Below are 18,518 nucleotides of genomic sequence, written 5' to 3' on the forward strand. Positions count from 1 at the left end.
CGAGGACGACGACGAAGACGAAGACGACGTCCCGCCGCCGCCCGCTCGTGGCCCCCGTCGGCCCCGCCGCGCCCGCACCCGCGCACGCGGAAGGGCCCCCGCACGCGAAGCGTACGAGGGCCCTTGCCGAGCAGGTCCGGACTAGAAGTCCATGCCACCCGTGGGGTCGCCGGCCGGCATGGCCGGGTTCTTCTCCGGCTTGTCGGCGACGACGGCCTCGGTCGTGAGGAACAGACCGGCGATCGACGCAGCGTTCTGCAGCGCCGAACGCGTCACCTTGGCGGGGTCGATGATGCCCGTGGCGATCAGGTCGACGTACTCGCCGGTCGCGGCGTTGAGGCCCCAACCGGACTCGAGCTCGCGGACCTTGGCGGCCACGACACCCGGCTCGAGACCGGCGTTGAGCGCGATCTGCTTGAGCGGGGCGTCGATGGCGACGCGGACGATGTTCGCACCGGTCGCCTCGTCACCCTCGAGGGTGAGCGAGTCGAGCGCGACCTTGCCGGCCTGGATGAGGGCGACGCCACCACCGGCGACGATGCCCTCTTCGACGGCTGCCTTCGCGTTGCGAACGGCGTCCTCGATGCGGTGCTTGCGCTCCTTGAGCTCGACCTCGGTCGCGGCACCCGCCTTGATGACTGCGACGCCACCGGCGAGCTTCGCGAGACGCTCCTGGAGCTTCTCGCGGTCGTAGTCGGAGTCGGTCGCCTCGATCTCGGAGCGGATCTGACGGACGCGGCCGGCGATCTGCTCGGCGTCGCCGGCACCCTCGACGATCGTGGTCTCGTCCTTGGTGATGACGACCTTGCGGGCACGACCGAGGAGGTCGAGCGTCGCGTTCTCGAGCTTGAGGCCGACCTCTTCCGAGATGACCTGGCCGCCGGTGAGGATCGCGATGTCCTGCAGCATTGCCTTGCGGCGGTCGCCGAAGCCCGGCGCCTTGACGGCGACGGACTTGAAGATGCCGCGGATCTTGTTCACGACGAGGGTCGCGAGGGCTTCGCCGTCGACGTCCTCGGCGATGATCAGGAGCTGCTTGCCCGCCTGGATCACCTTGTCGACGACCGGCAGGAGGTCCTTGATGTTCGAGATCTTCGAGTTGACGATCAGGATGTAAGCGTCCTCGAAGACGGCTTCCTGACGCTCGGGGTCGGTGACGAAGTACTGCGACAGGTAGCCCTTGTCGAAGCGCATGCCCTCGGTCAGCTCGAGCTCGGTGCCGAAGGTGTTCGACTCCTCGACGGTGACGACACCTTCCTTGCCGACCTTGTCGATGGCCTCGGCGATGAGCGCGCCGATGGTCGGGTCAGCGGCCGAGATCGACGCGGTGGCGGCGATCTGGTCCTTGGTCTCGATCTCCTTGGCGTCGGCGAGCAGCTGGGCCGAGACGGCCTCGACTGCCTTCTCGATGCCGCGCTTCAGGGAGATGGGGTCGGCACCGGCGGCCACGTTGCGGAGGCCTTCGCGGACGAGCGCCTGGGCGAGCACCGTTGCGGTGGTCGTACCGTCACCGGCGACGTCGTCGGTCTTCTTGGCGACCTCCTTGACGAGCTCCGCACCGATCTTCTCGTACGGGTCGTCGAGCTCGATCTCCTTGGCGATGGAGACACCGTCGTTCGTGATCGTGGGGGCGCCCCACTTCTTCTCGAGGACGACGTTGCGGCCGCGCGGGCCGAGCGTCACCTTCACGGCGTCGGCCAGCTGGTTGAGGCCGCGCTCGAGGCCGCGTCGGGCCTCTTCGTTGAAAGCAATGATCTTTGCCATGTGAGTTCTTCGTCCCTCCCGGACGTCGTCATCGGGGTCGTTCTGGCACTCAGTGTGACCGAGTGCCAAGCCCGATTCTGGCACTCGCCACCCGAGAGTGCAACACAGTCGGGAGGCTCGCCCCGCTTCCACAGGTCGGCCCACCCGACACCCGCCCGCGCTGCGACCGGGACGACGGCCGCCAGACGACGAACGCGCCGCCCCGGAGGGACGACGCGTTCGTGAGCGGTTCTGCGACTCAGGCGGGACGGACCGACTCGGCCTGCGGGCCCTTCGACCCGGTCCCGACGTCGAACGTCACTGCCTGGCCCTCCTCGAGGACCTTGTAGCCGTTCATGTCGATGGCCGAGTAGTGCACGAACACGTCCTGGCCCCCTCCATCCACGGTGATGAAGCCGAAGCCCTTCTCGGCGTTGAACCACTTCACGGTTCCGTTGGCCATGTTCCTTGCTCCCTGCGGTACTGCTGGTGCGAACGACGCCACCATCGCAAATGGTGCCGTCGGGTCCGAGGCCGTGTCGCCTCTCCTGATCTCGCGACATCCCCTCTGGAATGAGGACCTGTCGCGACCACGGGATGACCACTCGTGACTCTGACCGAGTGTCACGATTTCGGCAAGGGGTGTGACACGTATTTCACGGAGCGATCCACCATCCGCAACGTGCCGGAAACACAGAGCCCCGGATCAGCCGGTGTAGTCGGCCCCGAGGACGACCGACACGTCGGCGTTCGGGAAGGCCGCCGACTGCTGCACCGCGGAGGTCCCGAGCGACTGCGCGATCCCCTCCGCGAGCGCTGCCTGCGACTCCTGCTGGTAGTAGACGATGGTCTGCGTCGACCCCGTGGTGCCGGCGTCGCCCGTGGAGGTCACCTTCCACCCGGCGCCGGTGAGCTTCGTGGAGGCGTTCGCGGCGAGGCCCGTGGTCGAGGTCCCGTTCAGCACCACGAGGGTCGTCGCGCCCTGGTCCGAGGGGGACGCAGCGGCAGCCGGCGCGGAGCTGGACGCCTCGCCCGACGGCTCCGGACTGGCCGACGCACCGCCGGTCGGGGTCGAGGACGCCGACGACGACGGGGCCGCCGTCGCTCCGCCACTGCCCTCGGTGAACTGGAAACTGCCGTTGGCGAGTGCGAGCACGAGCACACCGACGCCCACGAGGACACCTGTCGCGAGGGCCGCCCACGCGAACACGATCCATCCACCACCCCGACGGGCAGCACCGCGGTGCGCCCCGACCCGGGGGCCGTCGGTGACGTCGTCGAACCGGTCTCGCGGGAATCTCGTCATCGTTCCTCTTCACGTCCTTCGTGGTCGGCCGGGGGCGCGACGAAGCTGCGGGCAGCGCGGGCACTCGTCCGGGCCCGGCGGAGACGCTGCAGCCGGGTGACCAGCTGCGGGTCGTACGCCAGGGCAGCCGGAGAGTCGATCACCCGGTTCAACACCTGGTAGTACCGCGTCGGCGACATGTCGAACTCGACGCGGATCTCCGCTTCCTTCGTCCGGTCGTGCCGTGCCCGCTCGTGCTCGAACGCGAGCACGTGCTTGGCGAGCTCGGTGAGCTCGTCGGTGGGGAGGGCGGTCACTGTGGTTCCGATCGCGGACGGGTTGCAGGTCTCGCACATCGTAGGGGCGCTCGGCAGGTCGACCCTGGCACGGCGCTGGACTGTCGCGGAACCCGCTCAGCGGAGCGTGCGGCCGAACCACCGGACCCGGGTCCCGAAGGCGTCCGACACGGCGAGCGCCCGGCCGTCGAGGGACAGCGTCGCGAACGCGTCCGGGTCCGCGGGGTCCACGTCCTCCGGCAGCGTCGCGGCGACCCCGGCGAGGATGCCGGTCCGCTCCAGCGCCACCCACCGCACGTCGCGTTCACGGAGCCGGTCGACCAAGCGCTGCCGTCCGGCGCCGGGCACGTAGACGAGCGTCCCCGTCGTGAGGACGACCGGTTCGCAGTCGTCCGGCAGCGCATCGAGCGCCCGGTCCAGGTCCTCCGGCACCCTGCCACGGATCCGGACGGGAGGCTCGACCACCGTCGCCCGCAATGCCTCCGCCATCAGGGCGGTCCGGTCCGTCGCCTCGGGCGGGACGGCCTCGGCGAGTCGCTCGAGCGCTCCCGGTGCCGTCGGGTCGATCGGGTTCGGGTCGAGGGCGATGCGCGCACCGATCCGGATCGACGTCGCGGCGGGGTCCGGCGGCGTCCCGGTGACGTCCGCGACGAGGTGCACCGCCGGCCCGGGCACGGCGGTGTGCATCCGGACGAGCGGGTCGAGCGCCCCGGTACGGACGTCGCGCCCCATCACGAGGGGGCGCGACGTCCGTTCCGGGGCGCGTTGCCGGTGGTCGAGCGTCACCCGGTCCGGGATCGAGCAGAGCCCGGCGGCGGCTCCGACGTCGACCAGCCCGAGCGGCCGGTCGGACGCCGCGGCGAGCGCAGCGAGCACCGGGACGACGGGGGCGAGCCGACGCGGGTCGTTGGCCTGCACGGTGGCGGTGGTGAGGGCCGCGACCAGGGCGGGGCGGGCCTCCCGGCCGAGTGCGCGGAGCGAACCGGCGTCCATCGGGTCGGCGCCGAGCCGTCGTGCGACCGCGAATAGCAGTTCCGGCTGACGCTGTGTCTCGGGGACCTCGTCCAGGAGCGCGACGAGGTCGTCGTCCAGGGAGTCGGCCCAGCCGGCGTAGGCGGGCGAGACGGACGCGATCCGGTCCGCGTAGGTGCGGTAGCGCTCGCGGGTGTCCATCAGGACGCCGGGCGGTACATGCCGACGTGGGTGATGCCGGCCTCGTCGTAGGGGACGCCGAAGCGGACGAAGCCGTGGCGTTCGTAGAGCGCGGCGACGTACTGCTGGGCGTGCAGCACGAACGCCTCGTGCCCGTGTTCGGCGAGCGCTGCGGCGACCAACCGGCCGGCGACGCCCTGGCCGCGGTGGTCCGGGTGGGTGGCGACCCGGCCGATCACCCGGGTCGGGGCATCGGTGCCGTCGGGGTGCGGCTCGTCCCCTGCCGGGCGGACCAGGCGGAGGTAGCCGGTGGCCGGCGCGTCCGGGGTGCCGGACCACCAGTGCTCGGTGTCGGGCTCGCGGTCGCGGCCGTCGAAGTCCTCGGCGGTGACCCGTTGTTCGAGGGCGAACACCCGGTTCCGCAGCCGCACGATGTCGTACAGTTCGTCGGTCGTCAGGTGTTCCCAGCGAGCGTGGTGGACGGAATGACCGGACATCCCCCGGAGTTTACTGATCTGACGCACGATGACCGGTGGACACGAGTCCCGGTCGGAACCAGGAGGTACGCACATGGCATACAACGTCGACAAGTCCGACGCCCAGTGGCGCGAGGAGCTCTCGCCGGACCAGTACGCCGTGCTCCGCCAGGCCGGGACGGAGCGCCCGTGGACGGGTGAGCTCCTCGACGAGGAGCGTGCCGGGGTCTACACGTGTGCGGCGTGTGGCGCGGAACTGTTCAAGAGCGGCACGAAGTTCGACTCCGGCTGCGGCTGGCCCTCGTTCTACGAGTCGGTCGACCCGGCAGCGGTGCAGCTCATCGAGGACAAGTCCCTCGGTATGGCGCGCACCGAGGTCCGCTGCGCGAACTGCGGCGGGCACCTCGGCCACGTGTTCCCGGACGGCTTCGGGACCCCTACGGGCGACCGCTACTGCATGAACTCGATCTCGCTCAACTTCTCGGCGGAGGAGTAGCGAACAGGCGACGGCGCCCGGGCTGCGGCTCGGGCGCCGTCGTCGTGTCCTGCCCGGTACGATGGGCGGGTCAGCCGGCATGGCGCAATTGGTAGCGCACCGTACTTGTAATACGGGGGTTGCGGGTTCAAGTCCCGCTGCCGGCCCTCAGGTCCACGCGCGCGGTCCCCGTCCGACGGTCACCGACGCTGCAGGTACCCGCACGTCAGCGTGACGGTCCACGGCGATCGGTCCGGCGACTGTCGGAGCAGTGCGGTCCCCCGTCCGTCGGCGCCGCGGCTCACACACGTGGCGCGCGCGGCGGGCACCTGCGACGTGATCGTCGGGCCGTCGGACCGGGTGGCGTGGCCGGTGTCGTGGACGTTGACCACGAGCGGGACCGCGACCGCCAGGGCGACCACGACGGCCGCGCCGCGACGGATCCATGCCCGGCGCTGGCCCCGATCCGGGACACGAGCACGGGCCGGGCACCACAGCGCGTCGGCGGTGACCACCAGTGCGAGCAGCAGGAACCCGGAGCTCACCGTCGCGTAGCGGATCGTGCCGAAGTGAGCGACGTGGTCCGCCACACCCTCGGTGAACGCGAACCCGCCGGCCGGGGTGACCAGGAGCGCGGCCGACCAGAGCGCCGCCGCCCCGAGGACCGTCGCGGGGACGAGCCACCGGTGCACCACACCACCGCAGACGATGCCCGCCACGGCCACCGCGACGCAGACGACGGTGAGCACGACGATCGGGGTCATCCCCGAGGCGCTGATCAGGCCGCCCACCGACCCGAGCCGGGTGGTCCACACCGTGGTCAGCGGGACGGTGACGAAGCCGACGACGACGTCCGCGAGCGTCACGGGCGTCGCCGACCCGTAGCTGATCGACGGGCGGGGGTACTGCACCGCCGTGACGACCTGCGCGGCGCCGGCCAGGAGGAACGCGGCGGCGACCGGCCACTTCTCGCGTCGGCGGATCCCGGCCAGGAGCAGCGGGGCGAAGAGCAGCGCCTGCGTCTCGCTGAGCACGACGACGGCGACCAGGACGGCGGTCGCGGCCGACGTCCACCAGGACCGCGGCACGACCAGGAGGACGACGGGGACCAGGAGCAGCAGGAACGAGTGCAGGTTGTTCATCGTCCCGAGCGCCTCACGTGGCGCGGTCGGGATCAGCGGGGGCACGGCCGCGAGCAGGAACGTTGCCACCGGGCTCCGCAGCATCGTGCGACCGTACAGGTACAGCAGCGCGCTCACGGCACCGACCACCGCACACGAGAGCAGCGTGACCGTCTGGGCGAGGTGCTCCGGGCGGGCGATCGTGCTGCTGACCGCGGCGACGAGGCGCGGGACGACCTGCAGGTAGCCGCCGAACGGCCGGAAGAGGGTGGCGCCGAACCCGTCGACCATGTCCGCGGAGACGAAGTCCCGGCCGTCCTCTGCCCACAGCGTCGCCCGTTGCACCGGGTCCAGGCGGAACCAGGCGGTGGCCGTCGCGAGCACCAGCACGACCAGTGCGACGACCGCGGCCCGGATCGGGCGGCCGGCTGGGGACGGGCTAGTGCTCGAGCCGAGCACAGGGCACCTCTGCCGTCCACAGGCGCGGACGCGGCGACGCTTCGATGCGCACCGTCCCGTCCGGGTCGGCTGAGCAGACGGCCGCGCCCTGTCGCTGCACCTGGGTGGACCAGACCGGTCCGTCAGCCCGTCGGGTCTCGGCGTGGACGTTGAGGACGCCCGCGGCGACGACGCTCGCGACGAGGACCCAGCCGAGCACCGGCAGCACCACACGGCCGCGGCCGATGCAGACGTCCGCGGCGACGACGACCGCGGCCAGCAGGAACATCGACGCCGCGGCGGCGTACCGGTAGGGGCCGAACCGCTGGAACGAGGCCTCGTTCCACTCCGCGAACATGCTCGGGACGGCGTTCACCCGCAGGGCAGCGACCCAGAGCACGGCGGGCGCGGCGCCGAGCGCGACGATCATCCACCGGCTCGCTCCTCCTCGTCGCACCAGTCCGAGGACGAGCACCGCCAGCACCACGACCGCCGGCACGACGACGACCCACCACCCGAGGTGCACGATCGTGACGCCGACCTCCCGCACGTCCCCGTTCCACGAGCCGGCGACGGGTTGCGCGAGGAACCCCGCGGCGATGTCGAGCGGGCTCGCGTCGCTCGGGGTCCGCGGACGCGGTGCCTGGAGGGTCGTGGCGGCCTGCGCGGCGAGCCCCAGGAACGCGGCGGCCAGGACCGGGACACCCCGGCGGCTCCGGAACCCGAACAGGAAGAGCGGCACGAAGAGGGCCGCCTGTATCTCGGTCAGGGTGATGGCGAGCGCGGCGACGGCCATGCTCGCGCTGCTCCACCAGGACCGCGGCCGGAACGCGAAGACCCAGGGCGCCAGGAAGAGCAGGTACCAGTGCAGGTTCGCGGTGTTGCCGGCGATCTCGACGACACCCATCGGCGCGATCGCGGGCACGACCGCCAGGAGCGCCCGGAGCGGTGCCGACCGGACGACGTCCCGCGCCAGGACGAACACGGTCACGCTGACGATGCCGATCACGCAGCAGGACAGGGCCGTGACGACCATCGCGTAGTCCTCGATCGGCCAGAGCGCGACGGCCGCGTCCACCACGATCCGCGGGACCAGGTGCAGGTAGCCGCTGTACGGGTGGAGCAGCGACGGCACGGCACCGAGCTCCAGCCGCTCGTTGAGGAAGACGCCGGAGTCCTCGGCCCAGGCGATCCCCCGGGTCGGCCAGCCGAGCCGGTGCCACATCCACAGGCTCGAGGCGACAGCGAGCACGGCTGCGACGACCCACGTCAGGATCGGGTGCGTCAGGGCGCGCCGACGACGGACGTCGACCGGGACGGGGGTCGTTTCGAGCACCACAGGACGCTAGCAGCCGCCCGGCCGCGAGGAGCGCCCATGCATGAGCAGCACCCTGGCATGAGCAGAGCCCCGAGCGACCAGGTCGCTCGGGGCTCCGGCGCGGTGGAACACGGATCAGGGGCGTTCCCGGCGCTCGGCGCGGTAACCAGCCGGCCGTGCGTCGATCCTGACATCCGCAGGACCACCGGGTCCACGCCGCCGGACGACATCAGCGGTTTCCCGCATCATCCGGCGGGCAGCACCGCGGATCCGCCCTGCCCGGGGCGCCTGTTCAGCGGCCGCCGCTGATCTTCCGCTCGCGCTGCGCGACGCCGGCCGTGCCGTACGGGTAGTCGTCCACCCGGGGTGCGCTGGCGTCGGTGAGGGCCCGGAGCTCGGCGTCCTCGAGCACCAGGGCCGCTGCACCGAGGTTGTCCTGCAGCTGCTCGACCGTCCGGGCACCGAGGATGACGCTGGTCACGGCCGGGCGGGCGAGCAGCCAAGCGAGGGACACCTGGGATCGCGAGGCACCGTGCGCCTCGGCGACGCCGGACACCACGTCGAGCACCTGCCAGGTGCGCTCGTCGGCGTTGCGGGCCTCCCACGCCTCCATGCCGCGCTTCGGGTCCTCCCCCAGACGCGTCGAGCCGGTCGGGGCCTCGTCACGCTGGTACTTGCCGGACAGCCAGCCACCGGCGAGCGGCGACCACGGCAGCAGGCCGATGCCGGCGTCGAGGCAGGCGGGCACGACCTCGTGCTCGATGTCGCGGACGAGCAGGTTGTACTGCGGCTGCAGGGTGACGGGGGGTGCCCAGCCGTGCGCCTTCGCCTCGTAGACGGCCTTCGTGACCTGGTAGCCGAGGTAGTTCGAGAACCCGTAGGACCCGATCTTGCCGGCCGAGACGGCGTCGTCGAGGAAGCGCAGGGTCTCCTCGATCGGGGTCAGGGCGTCCCACGCGTGCATCTGGTAGAGGTCGATGTGGTCGACGCCGAGCCGCTCCAACGAGGCGTCGAGCGCGACGCGCAGGTGTCGGCGCGACAGGCCGAGGTCGTTCGGACCGTCGCCCTGCGGGAAGCGGCCCTTGGTGGCGAGGACGACCTGCTGCGCCTCGGTGGGGTGTGCCTGGAGCCAGCGGCCGATGATGCGCTCGGACTCGTTGCCCGAGTACACGTCCGCGGTGTCGATGAAGGTGCCGCCGCCGGCCACGAAGGCGTCGATGATGGCGTGGGAGGTGGGTTCGTCGGCTTCGCTGCCGAACGTCATGGTGCCGAGGGTCAGCGATGACACCACTGTCCCGCTGTTGCCGAGGAGTCTGTGTTCCATGCGGCGGACGCTACGCCGCGCGGCCTCCGCAGCGGGAGGGCCCACGAGTACCCGTCAGCTGCCGCCGGACAGGCCGTCGCCCAGGAACGCGATCGCCGGCGTCAGTCCTGTTCCCCCAGGAACGCGATCGCCGCCTCCCGGAAGTGCCGCGACGTCGGGGCGTTGAAGTGGTTCCGCCCCGGGATCTCGAAGAAGGTCGCGTGCGGCGCCGTCTCGGCGAGCCGCAGCGCACTGTCCTTGATGCCGTCCGCACTGCCCGCGGCGAGCAGCAGCGGCTGTGTCGGCGCGTTCTCGGGCGTCGGCTCGATGCTGTCCCGCATCCCCTCGACCATCGCGACGAGCGCGCGGAGGTCGTTGCCCTCGATGCCGGCCGCCATGGTCAGGTACCCGTCGGTGACGCGGTCCGCCACCGGTGTGCCGTCGGTGATGAACGCCCGGGCCTGGTCGACGCGCACGCGCCGCATGGGGTCGGCGTCGGGGATCCCGCCGAGCACGGCGCGCGAGATCCGGTCGCTCATCCGTTCGGCGGTGTGCCAGCCGACGCGGGCGCCGAGCGAGTACCCGAGGAACGCGACGTCGTCGAGCAGGTACGTGTCGATGACGGCGGAGACGTCGTCGACCAGCAGGTCCATCGAGTAGCTGTGCGGCTCGTGTGGCTTCCCGCTGGCGCCGTGGCCGCGCTGGTCGAACGCGATCACCCGGCGTCCGGCGCGGACCAGGTCGCGGGTCCATCCGGAGGCGTGCCAGTTCAGCAGCGCTCCGGAGGCGAATCCGTGCACGGCGACGACCGCTGGCGCGTCCGGGTCACCGAAGTCGTAGGTGGCGAGCGGCAGGCCGTCCGGGGACATGACCACCCGGGGGCGGGGCGCTTCGGGGACGAGTGACATGGCCTGCCCAGGGTACCGGGGGCACAGTGGCTGGCATGGACGGCTACGGCGGCGATCAGATCCGTGCGGCGGAACGACCGCACCTGGAGGCGGGCGAGCCCCTCATGCAGCGGGCCGCGGACGGGTTGGCGACGATCGTCGGCGATCTGCTCGACGACCCGGCGGTGCGTCCGGGTGACGGTCCGGGGTCGGTGCTGGTCCTCGCCGGCAGCGGTGACAACGGCGGGGACGCCCTGTTCGCAGGTGCGCGCCTGGCGACGGCCGGGAGGCGCGTCACGGTCCTGCGCGTCGGCTCACGCGTCCACGAGGCGGGCCTGGCAGCGGCCCGCGAGGCCGGGGCGCACCTCCTGGAGGACCCGGTCGCGGACGGGGCGTCCGGTTCCGCAGCGGGTGCTGCGGACATCCTGCACGCGGCGACGCCCCCGGTCGGTGAGCGGCTGGCGCAGATCGCCCGCGAGGCCGCGCTGGAGGCGGACCTGGTCCTCGACGGCGTCCTGGGCATCGGCGGCGGCGGACCCCTGCGGTCGCCGGCGCGTGAGGTCGTGGCGGGCCTCCGCGAGTTGGCGCGGGAACAGCGGGCGCCGTTCGTGGTGGCGGTGGACGTGCCGAGTGGGATCGACGTGGACACCGGCGGCATCGCGGACGACCACGTGCTGCACGCGGACGTCACCGTCACGTTCGGCGGGGTGAAGGCCGGGCTGCTCCGGGGCCCAGCGGCGACGCTCGCCGGACGGATCGAACTCGTCGATGTCGGGATCGGTGCGGACCTGGCGGCGGTGGAGCCGCTGATCCGCACCTGACCTGTCCCGCGTCAGACCGCGCCGGCGTCGACCCCGTGCTCGACGTCGCCACGGGCCTCCAGCCAGGTGTCGACGAAGTGCCGGTAGTTGGCTGCGATGAGCTGCTCGGCCGCCTCGGTGTCCAGGTGCTCGCGGACCACGTCCTCGAGCGGCTCCTCCCAGTTGCTCCGGCCGATCGCGAACCCGACGAAGCCGTCCACCGGTGCAGCGGTGCGCAACCACGCGTCGAGCTGCTCCTGCGGGGCGTCCCGGCCGAGGACGATGCACTGCACGCTGTCGCGGCCACCGCGGCGGGCGGTCGCGACGACGCGTTCGGCGTCCTCTCGACGGTCCAGGCCCTCGAGCTTCCAGACGTCCGCCTCGACCCCGTGGTCCTGCAGGAACTCGAGCACCTGGACGACGAGGTCCGGGCGGAGGTCACGGTCGTAGTCGTCGACCGATGCCGTCTGCTCGTCGGTGCCCGGCACGAGGAGCTCCACGAGGAACGGGCGACCGGCGTCGTGCAGGGTGGCCGCGACGTCGGCGAGCGCGCGCGCCTGCTGCTCACGGGAGTCGGCGTCGAACGCGGGGTTGTCCCGGACCAGCACCTTCACCCAGTCCGGGTCGAAGGCGTCGACGTGCGCGACCCAGTCGTCGCCGTACTCGAGTTCGAACCACTCGCGGCCGGATCGTTCGATCGGCATGGCGAGCTGCAGCCCGGCTTCCTTGACCAGTCGGGCGACGTCGGCGCCGTACAGCTCATCGACCAGCACGCCGGTGCGCTCCCGGGAGGCTCCTGCGGCGAGGGCGGTGAGGACCCCGCGGTAGACGAGCTGCTTGCCGGCGCGGACCCGTTCGGCCTCGGCCTCGTCCGCGGGCTCACCCGAGTCCTCGTCGTACGTGTGCTTCAGGAGCGAGGACCGCTGGTCCATCGCGAGGAGGAACAGGGGGTGGGTCTCGTCGAGGATCGGCATGTGCCCCGGTCTACTCCGTCGGCGCTCCCCCTCGGTTCGGGTCGGAGTGGTTCCGGGCGGCGTCGTGGTTCCGGGCGGCGTCGTGGTTCCGGGCGGCGTCGTGGTTCCGGGCGGCGTCGTATTTCCGGGCGGCGTCGACCGATCGTCCGTACGTTCGGAGCATGACGTTCAACGACGACACCCGGCTGCAGGGCGGCAAGGTCAAGCGCCGCGGGCGCAACACGGCCATCGGCGGCGGCGCGGCCGGAGTCACCGCGATCGTGGTGTTCCTCATCGCGCAGTTCACCGGCGTCGACATCGGCGGGTTGGTCGGCGGCGGGAGCGGTCTCACCCCGATCCAACAGGGCGGCGTCGAGGCCACACCGATCACCGAGTGCCAGACCGGCCGCGACGCCAACGCCGACGTCGAGTGCCGGATGGAGGGCGCCGCCGAGTCGCTCGATGCCTACTGGAGCTCCGAGTCGCAACAGCTCGGGACGTCGTACTCGACACCCGACTTCTTCCTGTTCGACGGGTCGACCGACACCGGGTGCGGCACCGAGTCGGCGGCGACCGGGCCGTTCTACTGCCCGCCGGACCGGGCGATCTTCCTGGACACCGCGTTCTACGACGACCTGAAGTCGACCTACGGGTCCTCGGGCGGTCCGCTCGCACAGATGTACGTCGTCGCGCACGAGTGGGGCCACCACGTGCAGCAGCTCCAGGGCACCTTCGCCGACACCGACCGGAGCGGCACCGGCGCCTCGTCCGGCAGCGTCCGAGTCGAGCTGCAGGCGGACTGCTACGCCGGGGCGTGGGTCGGGGACGCGGCGACCACGAAGGCGGCCGACGGTTCGACGTTCTTCGAGCCGGTGACCCGCGCCCAGATCGCCGACGCCCTGTCCGCCGCCAGCGCCGTGGGTGACGACAGCATCCAGGAGAAGGCGACCGGACAGGTCGACCCCGACTCGTTCACGCACGGGTCCAGCGCGCAGCGGCAGCGGTGGTTCGAGCGCGGCTACGAGCGCGGGGCGACGAGCTGCGACACCCTGAGCGTCGCCGGCTCGTCGCTCTAGGTCGGGCGGCCGGCCGGGCCGGTCAGTCCGAGGTGGCGGAGGCGGACGGGGTCTCCGACGACGAGCTGCTCGGCGTCGGGGTCGGGGTGGACTCGGTGCTGCCGGCGGCCCCGACCACGAACGTGCGGAACTCGTCGTTCGTCGACGCGGTCGTGTACTGGTACTGCTGACCGTTGACGAGCACCAGCGGGGTCCCCGGGAAGGTCGTCAGATCGGAGCCGGGGATGTCCCCACCGGTCACCGCGGTGGTGCGCTCGTCGACCCACTTGCCGTAGCGCTGGTCGTCGATGCAGGACTCGATCGTGGAGCCGTGCCGGACACCCGGGACGCTCGTGATCACCGAGGCGAGCTGCTCGTCCGTCAGGCCCGGCGTGCCCTCTTCCGGCTGCTTCGCGAACAGGGCCTTGTTCACGGCGAAGAACGAGTCAGGCGACTCCTGCGCCACGCAGGCCGCCGCGTTCGCCGCACGGAGCGAGTACTTCGTGCCCTGCGAACGGTTCGACAGGATCGCGACGGGGTGGATGTCGATCGTCGCGGCCCCCGAGTCGACCAGGCCCTCGATGTACTCGCTGTTCGTCGACTCGAACGCGCCGCAGATCGGGCAGAGGTAGTCGACGTACAGGGTGATCCGCACCGGGTCCGCCGAGGCGGTCTCCCCCGCGGACGGCCCGCTCGACGCGGCGCCCGGGTCGACGGCCTTCAGACCGGTGCTGATGGTGATGCCACCGTCGGCCATCGTGTCCGGGCCGGGGCCGGCGGGACGCGAGGAGTTCACGAGGACGAGCGTCACGATGGTGGCGGCGGCGACGAGCACCACGCCGAGTCCGATCTGCAGCCCCAGTCGGGCACCACGCTGGCGACGCTTCTGCTGGGCTCGGGTGCGCTGGGCTCGCTCGCGGGCAGCGGCACGACGAGCGTTCCGTTCGGCACGAGCGGCACCGGCGCGGTCCTCGCGAGGGCGGTCGTCGCGAGCACGCTCGTCGCGAGCACGGTCATCGCGAGCATCGTCGTCGCGAGCGCGGTCGTCACCTTCAGGGCGGTTGGTCATCGGGCGGCTGTCCTCCTGGTCGGTGTCCGCTCGGCCTCCCCCCGGTCGGCGGACGGACCCGCCGATTGTAGTGGCGGCCGATGGGAACCACCCAACCAGCAGGGAATGCCCGGGGTACCGGCAGCTGCGCACTGGCGCCGGTCCGAGAACTCGTGTTGTATGAGCAGCGATGGTCGACGGCGACCATCCGCCGGCCCTCGCGGGTCGTCGCTTCACTACGGATCGTCCGGCACGTACCTGCCGGTGGAGAGGACCGAACGCTCATGGCGTCCGTCACCTATGACAAGGCAACCCGTCTGTACCCCGGAGGCAACCGCCCCGCGGTGGACTCCCTCGACCTGGACGTCGCCGACGGCGAGTTCCTCGTCCTCGTCGGCCCCTCGGGCTGTGGCAAGTCCACGTCCCTGCGCATGCTCGCCGGCCTCGAAGAGGTCAACTCCGGCGCCATCCGCATCGGCGACCGCGACGTCACGGACGTCCCGCCGAAGGACCGCGACATCGCGATGGTGTTCCAGAACTACGCGCTGTACCCGCACATGACCGTCGCCGAGAACATGGGCTTCGCGCTCAAGATCGCCGGCGTCGGCAAGGAAGAGCGCGCGACCCGCGTGCAGGAGGCAGCCAAGCTGCTGGACCTCGAGCAGTACCTCGGCCGCAAGCCGAAGGCGCTCTCCGGTGGTCAGCGTCAGCGCGTCGCGATGGGCCGCGCGATCGTCCGTCAGCCGCAGGTGTTCCTCATGGACGAGCCGCTGTCGAACCTCGACGCCAAGCTCCGCGTCCAGACCCGCACGCAGATCGCGTCGCTGCAGCGTCGCCTCGGCGTCACCACGGTCTACGTCACGCACGACCAGACCGAGGCGCTGACCATGGGCGACCGCATCGCGGTGCTCAAGGACGGCATCCTGCAGCAGGTCGGCACGCCGCGCGACCTCTACGAGAAGCCGAACAACGTGTTCGTCGCCGGCTTCATCGGCTCGCCGGCCATGAACCTGCTGCCGGCCTCCGTGGTCGAGGGCGGCATCACCTTCGGGTCGCTCAACCACCCGATCGACCGCGACACCCTCTCGAACGCCCGCTCGGGTTCGGTGACGGTGGGCGTCCGCCCCGAGGACATCATCGTGTCCCAGTCCGGTGAGGGCCTGCCCGTCACGGTCGACGTCGTCGAAGAGCTCGGCGCCGACGGCTACCTCTACGGCCACGCCGACGTGAACGGCACGCGCACCGACATCGTCACGCGCGTCGACGGTCGCAACCACCCCTCGATCGGTGACACGATCGTCGTGAGCCCGAAGCAGGGTCACGTGCACGTGTTCGACGCCGAGTCGGGCGAGCGCCTCGACGACAAGGCCGTCATCAGCGCCTGATCCGCACCACCGGGAGCCCGCCAGCCGCCGCACCAGGCGGGTGGCGGGCTCCCGCCGTTCCCCCTGTGGGACGGGAGGCGCGGTGCCGGCCCGCACCGCGCCTCCCGTCCTGCAGACCCACCGCCGAGCACCTGAGGACCCGTCGTGCCCGACTCCATGACCATCACCGCCGCCACCGTCGACCCCGGCCTGCTCGACCTGCCGTGGGACCTGCCCCTCGAGGCCTGGCCGGACGAGACGATCGTCGCGCTGCCGAAGGGCATCTCGCGGCACCTGGTGCGGTTCGTGCACCTCAGCGGCTACGTCGTCGCGGTCAAGGAGACCAGCGCCGAACTCGCGCGCTCCGAGTACGACATGCTCCGCACCCTGCAGCGCATGGACGTCCCGTGCGTCGACCCGGTCGCGGTCATCACGAACCGCGTCGGCCGCGAGGGCGAGGAACTCCAGCCCGTCCTCGTCACCCGGCACCTGCGTTTCTCGCTCCCCTACCGCGCCCTGTACTCGCAGACGTTGCGGCCCGACACCGCCACGCGGCTCGTCGACGCGCTCGCGCTCCTGCTCGTCCGCCTGCACGTCATCGGCTTCTACTGGGGTGACGTCTCGCTGTCGAACACGCTGTTCCGGCGGGACGCCGGCTCGTTCGCGGCCTACCTGGTCGACGCCGAGACCGGCAAGCTCTACCCGGGCGGCCTGTCGAACGGGCAGCGTGAGAACGACCTCGAGGTCGCCCGCGTCAACATCGCCGGGGAGCTGCTGGACCTCGAGGCCGGCGGACGGCTCGACGAGAACGCCGATCCGGTCGACGTGTCGAACCGGATCGTGGCCCAGTACCGCACCCTCTGGACCGAGCTCACCGGCCCGGAGCAGTTCGACGCCGGCGAGCGCTGGCGGATCAACGACCGGGTCGAGCGCTTGAACGCGCTCGGCTTCGACATCGAGGAGTTGTCGATCCGCACGGCCGAGGCCGGCGCCCAGGTCCGCATCCAGCCGAAGGTCGTCGACGCCGGCCACCACCAGCGCCGACTGCTGCGCCTGACCGGGCTCGACGCCGAGGAGAACCAGGCCCGACGACTGCTCAACGACCTGGACGCCTACCGTGCCCGCAACGGCCGCGAGGAACTCGACGAGGAGATGGTCGCGCACGAGTGGGTCTCGCGGGTGTTCGAGCCCGTCGTCCGTGCGATCCCCCGGGACCTGCGTGGGCGACTCGAACCGGCCGAGGTGTTCCACGAGCTGCTCGAGCACCGGTGGTTCATGTCCCAGCAGGAGGAGCGTTCGGTCTCCCTGCCCGAGGCCACCACCGCGTACATCAACGACGTGCTGCGGCACCGCCGGGACGAGCGCACGCTCATCAACCCGCCGACGTCGTCGATCGCGCTGCCCCTGGACGACGACGAGGACGACGTCGACGACTGGCGCGCGTCGGTCTGAGTCGCGGTCGCACGACGTGCCGCCGGTGCAGCGCCGAGGTCGCAGAACGTGCCGCCTGCCGACCGGAGAGACGACAGAACGTGCGACGTCGGCACGCGGCCGTCCCGGGCGAGCCCGAGGTCGCGAGACATGGCGAGCGCTCGCTGCCGAGGTCGCAGAACCTGCCGCCTCCCGGCCCGCCGGGCGGCAGGACGTGCGACTTCGGCGACGGGTTCGCGGGCGACGGGCGGGAGGGCAGACGGGCAGACGGACGGGAGGCCCGGTGCCGGTCTCGTGGACCGGCACCGGGCCTCCCGGGTGTCGTCTGGTGCGCGCTACGCGGAGCGACGGCGCCGCGCGACCTCCCACAGGGTGACGCTCGCGGCGATGCCGGCGTTGAGCGACTCCGTCGCGCTGGAGATCGGGATCGACACGATCGCATCGCACGTCTCGGTGACCAGGCGGGACAGGCCCTTGCCCTCGGAACCGACGACGATGACGATCGGCCGGTCGGCGAGCTCGAGGGCGTCGAGCTCGACGTCGCCGTCCCCGTCGAGTCCGAGCACGAACAGGCCCATCGACTTCAGCGACTTGAGCGTCTGCGTCAGGTTCGGGGCCATCGCGACGGGTGTGCGTGCAGCGGCACCGGCGGAGGTCTTCCACGCCGACGCGGTCACACCGACCGAGCGACGCTGCGGCACGATGACACCGTGCCCGCCGAACGCCGCCGTGGAGCGGATGATCGCTCCGAGGTTGCGCGGGTCGGTGATGCCGTCGAGGGCCACGAGGAGCGGCACCTGGTCGCGGGAGAACGCCCGCTCGACCAGGTCCTCGGACACGGCGTACTCGTACGCCGGCACCTTGAGCGCGACGCCCTGGTGCACGCTGTCGTGCCCGGTGATGCGGTCGAGCTCCGGGCGCATGATCTCCATGATCGGCACACCGCGGTGGTTGGCGAGCGTCAGGATCTCCTTGACGCGGTCGTCGACCTCGATGCGGGCCGCGACGTAGAGCGTCGTCGAGGGCGTCTTCGTACGGAGCGCCTCGAGCACCGAGTTGCGTCCGGTCACGAGCTCGCTGTCGTCGGTCTTCCGCGCGGGCGGACGACCGCCGGTGCGGGTCTGCGGTGCCGAGGCACTGCTGCCGCCGCGACGCGTGCGGGCCGCTTCGAAGCGCTCCTTCGCGGCCTTGCGCTTGCCGGCCGGGTGGTAGGGGCGGTCCTCGGCCTTGGGGGTCGGCTTGCGACCCTCGAGCGCCTGGGCGCCCTGGCCGCCGGAGCCGACCTGCTTGTTGCCCTTGCGGCCGGCACGGACAGCGCCCGGACGACCCTTCTTGCTCCCCGAGACGTTCTTCATGCAGTTCTCCTGTTCGGC

General features: G+C 71.6%; 18 protein-coding genes and 1 tRNA gene. 6 read left to right on the plus strand and 13 right to left on the minus strand.

Features of this window, described 5'->3' with window-relative positions; all coding sequences use genetic code 11:
* Positions 1–141: 141 nt before the first annotated feature.
* From groL to DEI89_RS07385, 6 genes are all read right to left on the minus strand, one after another.
* The gene (gene groL / locus DEI89_RS07360; protein ID WP_110903409.1) at positions 142–1,764 is read right to left on the minus strand and encodes a chaperonin GroEL; all 1,623 of its coding nucleotides are present in this window, start codon (positions 1,762–1,764) and stop codon (positions 142–144) included.
* A 238-nt stretch (positions 1,765–2,002) separates the two neighbouring features.
* The gene (locus DEI89_RS07365; protein WP_056120541.1) at positions 2,003–2,206 is read right to left on the minus strand and encodes a cold-shock protein; all 204 of its coding nucleotides are present in this window, start codon (positions 2,204–2,206) and stop codon (positions 2,003–2,005) included.
* 243 nt (positions 2,207–2,449) lie between these two features.
* The gene (locus DEI89_RS07370; RefSeq protein ID WP_110903410.1) at positions 2,450–3,049 is read right to left on the minus strand and encodes a LytR C-terminal domain-containing protein; all 600 of its coding nucleotides are present in this window, start codon (positions 3,047–3,049) and stop codon (positions 2,450–2,452) included.
* Positions 3,046–3,345 carry a DUF3263 domain-containing protein gene (locus DEI89_RS07375; protein WP_258366198.1) on the minus strand — a complete coding sequence of 100 codons (300 nt, stop codon included), beginning with the start codon at positions 3,343–3,345 and terminating at the stop codon, positions 3,046–3,048. Before DEI89_RS07375 ends, DEI89_RS07370 begins: the two co-directional genes overlap by 4 nt.
* A 96-nt stretch (positions 3,346–3,441) precedes the next feature.
* Positions 3,442–4,497: a DUF2332 family protein gene (locus tag DEI89_RS07380; protein ID WP_110903412.1), complete on the minus strand. Its 1,056-nt coding sequence runs from the start codon at positions 4,495–4,497 to the stop codon at positions 3,442–3,444.
* The gene (locus tag DEI89_RS07385) at positions 4,497–4,973 is read right to left on the minus strand and encodes a GNAT family N-acetyltransferase (protein ID WP_220033144.1); all 477 of its coding nucleotides are present in this window, start codon (positions 4,971–4,973) and stop codon (positions 4,497–4,499) included. The genes DEI89_RS07380 and DEI89_RS07385 overlap by 1 nt, the downstream gene beginning before the upstream one ends.
* Before the next feature lie 73 nt (positions 4,974–5,046).
* On the opposite strand from DEI89_RS07385, the gene msrB reads away from it, so the two are divergent.
* Together msrB and DEI89_RS07395 are read left to right on the plus strand one after the other, a co-directional pair.
* Positions 5,047–5,448, plus strand: a complete 402-nt coding sequence (gene msrB, locus DEI89_RS07390) for a peptide-methionine (R)-S-oxide reductase MsrB (RefSeq protein ID WP_110903414.1) — start codon at positions 5,047–5,049, stop codon at positions 5,446–5,448.
* Positions 5,449–5,521: 73 nt separating this feature from the next.
* Positions 5,522–5,594: transfer RNA gene (locus DEI89_RS07395), tRNA-Thr, on the plus strand.
* 33 nt (positions 5,595–5,627) lie between these two features.
* Here the strand turns inward: DEI89_RS07395 and DEI89_RS07400 are convergent.
* The 4 genes from DEI89_RS07400 to DEI89_RS07420 all read right to left on the minus strand — a co-directional run bounded on the left by DEI89_RS07400 (position 5,628) and on the right by DEI89_RS07420 (position 10,515).
* Positions 5,628–7,007: a hypothetical protein gene (locus DEI89_RS07400; RefSeq protein WP_110903415.1), complete on the minus strand. Its 1,380-nt coding sequence runs from the start codon at positions 7,005–7,007 to the stop codon at positions 5,628–5,630.
* Positions 6,988–8,322, minus strand: a complete 1,335-nt coding sequence (locus DEI89_RS07405; RefSeq protein WP_146236706.1) for a hypothetical protein — start codon at positions 8,320–8,322, stop codon at positions 6,988–6,990. The genes DEI89_RS07400 and DEI89_RS07405 overlap by 20 nt, the downstream gene beginning before the upstream one ends.
* Positions 8,323–8,596: 274 nt before the next feature.
* The gene (locus tag DEI89_RS07415) at positions 8,597–9,628 is read right to left on the minus strand and encodes an aldo/keto reductase (protein ID WP_110903418.1); all 1,032 of its coding nucleotides are present in this window, start codon (positions 9,626–9,628) and stop codon (positions 8,597–8,599) included.
* 101 nt (positions 9,629–9,729) lie between these two features.
* Positions 9,730–10,515, minus strand: a complete 786-nt coding sequence (locus DEI89_RS07420) for an alpha/beta fold hydrolase (protein ID WP_110903419.1) — start codon at positions 10,513–10,515, stop codon at positions 9,730–9,732.
* Between the two features lie 35 nt (positions 10,516–10,550).
* On the opposite strand from DEI89_RS07420, the gene DEI89_RS07425 reads away from it, so the two are divergent.
* Complete coding sequence (locus tag DEI89_RS07425) at positions 10,551–11,315, plus strand: NAD(P)H-hydrate epimerase (RefSeq protein WP_110903420.1); 765 nt, start codon at positions 10,551–10,553, stop codon at positions 11,313–11,315.
* Positions 11,316–11,326: 11 nt separating this feature from the next.
* Here DEI89_RS07425 and DEI89_RS07430 read toward each other — a convergent pair whose 3' ends face one another.
* Entirely contained in the window at positions 11,327–12,268 is a 942-nt protein-coding gene (locus DEI89_RS07430) for a 2-deoxy-5-keto-D-gluconate 6-phosphate aldolase domain-containing protein (protein ID WP_110903421.1), read from the minus strand.
* A gap of 161 nt (positions 12,269–12,429) precedes the next feature.
* Here DEI89_RS07430 and DEI89_RS07435 point away from each other — a divergent pair, with 161 nt between their 5' ends.
* A complete protein-coding gene (locus DEI89_RS07435) occupies positions 12,430–13,323 on the plus strand; it encodes a neutral zinc metallopeptidase (protein ID WP_110903422.1) in 894 nt (297 codons plus the stop codon).
* 22 nt (positions 13,324–13,345) lie between these two features.
* On the opposite strand, the gene DEI89_RS07440 is transcribed toward DEI89_RS07435, so the two are convergent.
* On the minus strand, positions 13,346–14,371 hold the full coding sequence (locus tag DEI89_RS07440) for a thioredoxin domain-containing protein (protein ID WP_110903423.1): 1,026 nt from the start codon (positions 14,369–14,371) through the stop codon (positions 13,346–13,348).
* A gap of 263 nt (positions 14,372–14,634) precedes the next feature.
* On the opposite strand from DEI89_RS07440, the gene DEI89_RS07445 reads away from it, so the two are divergent.
* Positions 14,635–15,735, plus strand: coding sequence for an ABC transporter ATP-binding protein (locus tag DEI89_RS07445; RefSeq protein ID WP_110903424.1), 1,101 nt, complete (start codon positions 14,635–14,637; stop codon positions 15,733–15,735).
* Positions 15,736–15,879: 144 nt separating this feature from the next.
* A complete protein-coding gene (locus DEI89_RS07450; RefSeq protein ID WP_110903425.1) occupies positions 15,880–17,166 on the plus strand; it encodes a DUF4032 domain-containing protein in 1,287 nt (428 codons plus the stop codon).
* 314 nt (positions 17,167–17,480) lie between these two features.
* On the opposite strand, the gene rlmB is transcribed toward DEI89_RS07450, so the two are convergent.
* Positions 17,481–18,500: a 23S rRNA (guanosine(2251)-2'-O)-methyltransferase RlmB gene (gene rlmB, locus DEI89_RS07455; RefSeq protein WP_110903426.1), complete on the minus strand. Its 1,020-nt coding sequence runs from the start codon at positions 18,498–18,500 to the stop codon at positions 17,481–17,483.
* Positions 18,501–18,518: the final 18 nt, after the last annotated feature.

It is taken from the genome of Curtobacterium sp. MCBD17_030 (genome assembly GCF_003224255.1).
Classification (GTDB): Bacteria; Actinomycetota; Actinomycetes; order Actinomycetales; family Microbacteriaceae; genus Curtobacterium.

Coding starts and splice junctions, on each gene's coding strand:
- groL (WP_110903409.1), bottom strand. CDS start 1,764: ATGGCAAAGATCATTGCTTTCAACGAAGAGGCCCGACGCGGCCTCGAG.
- DEI89_RS07365 (WP_056120541.1), bottom strand. CDS start 2,206: ATGGCCAACGGAACCGTGAAGTGGTTCAACGCCGAGAAGGGCTTCGGC.
- DEI89_RS07370 (WP_110903410.1), bottom strand. CDS start 3,049: ATGACGAGATTCCCGCGAGACCGGTTCGACGACGTCACCGACGGCCCC.
- DEI89_RS07380 (WP_110903412.1), bottom strand. CDS start 4,497: ATGGACACCCGCGAGCGCTACCGCACCTACGCGGACCGGATCGCGTCC.
- DEI89_RS07385 (WP_220033144.1), bottom strand. CDS start 4,973: ATGTCCGGTCATTCCGTCCACCACGCTCGCTGGGAACACCTGACGACC.
- msrB (WP_110903414.1), top strand. CDS start 5,047: ATGGCATACAACGTCGACAAGTCCGACGCCCAGTGGCGCGAGGAGCTC.
- DEI89_RS07415 (WP_110903418.1), bottom strand. CDS start 9,628: ATGGAACACAGACTCCTCGGCAACAGCGGGACAGTGGTGTCATCGCTG.
- DEI89_RS07420 (WP_110903419.1), bottom strand. CDS start 10,515: ATGTCACTCGTCCCCGAAGCGCCCCGCCCCCGGGTGGTCATGTCCCCG.
- DEI89_RS07425 (WP_110903420.1), top strand. CDS start 10,551: ATGGACGGCTACGGCGGCGATCAGATCCGTGCGGCGGAACGACCGCAC.
- DEI89_RS07430 (WP_110903421.1), bottom strand. CDS start 12,268: ATGCCGATCCTCGACGAGACCCACCCCCTGTTCCTCCTCGCGATGGAC.
- DEI89_RS07435 (WP_110903422.1), top strand. CDS start 12,430: ATGACGTTCAACGACGACACCCGGCTGCAGGGCGGCAAGGTCAAGCGC.
- DEI89_RS07440 (WP_110903423.1), bottom strand. CDS start 14,371: ATGACCAACCGCCCTGAAGGTGACGACCGCGCTCGCGACGACGATGCT.
- DEI89_RS07445 (WP_110903424.1), top strand. CDS start 14,635: ATGGCGTCCGTCACCTATGACAAGGCAACCCGTCTGTACCCCGGAGGC.
- rlmB (WP_110903426.1), bottom strand. CDS start 18,500: ATGAAGAACGTCTCGGGGAGCAAGAAGGGTCGTCCGGGCGCTGTCCGT.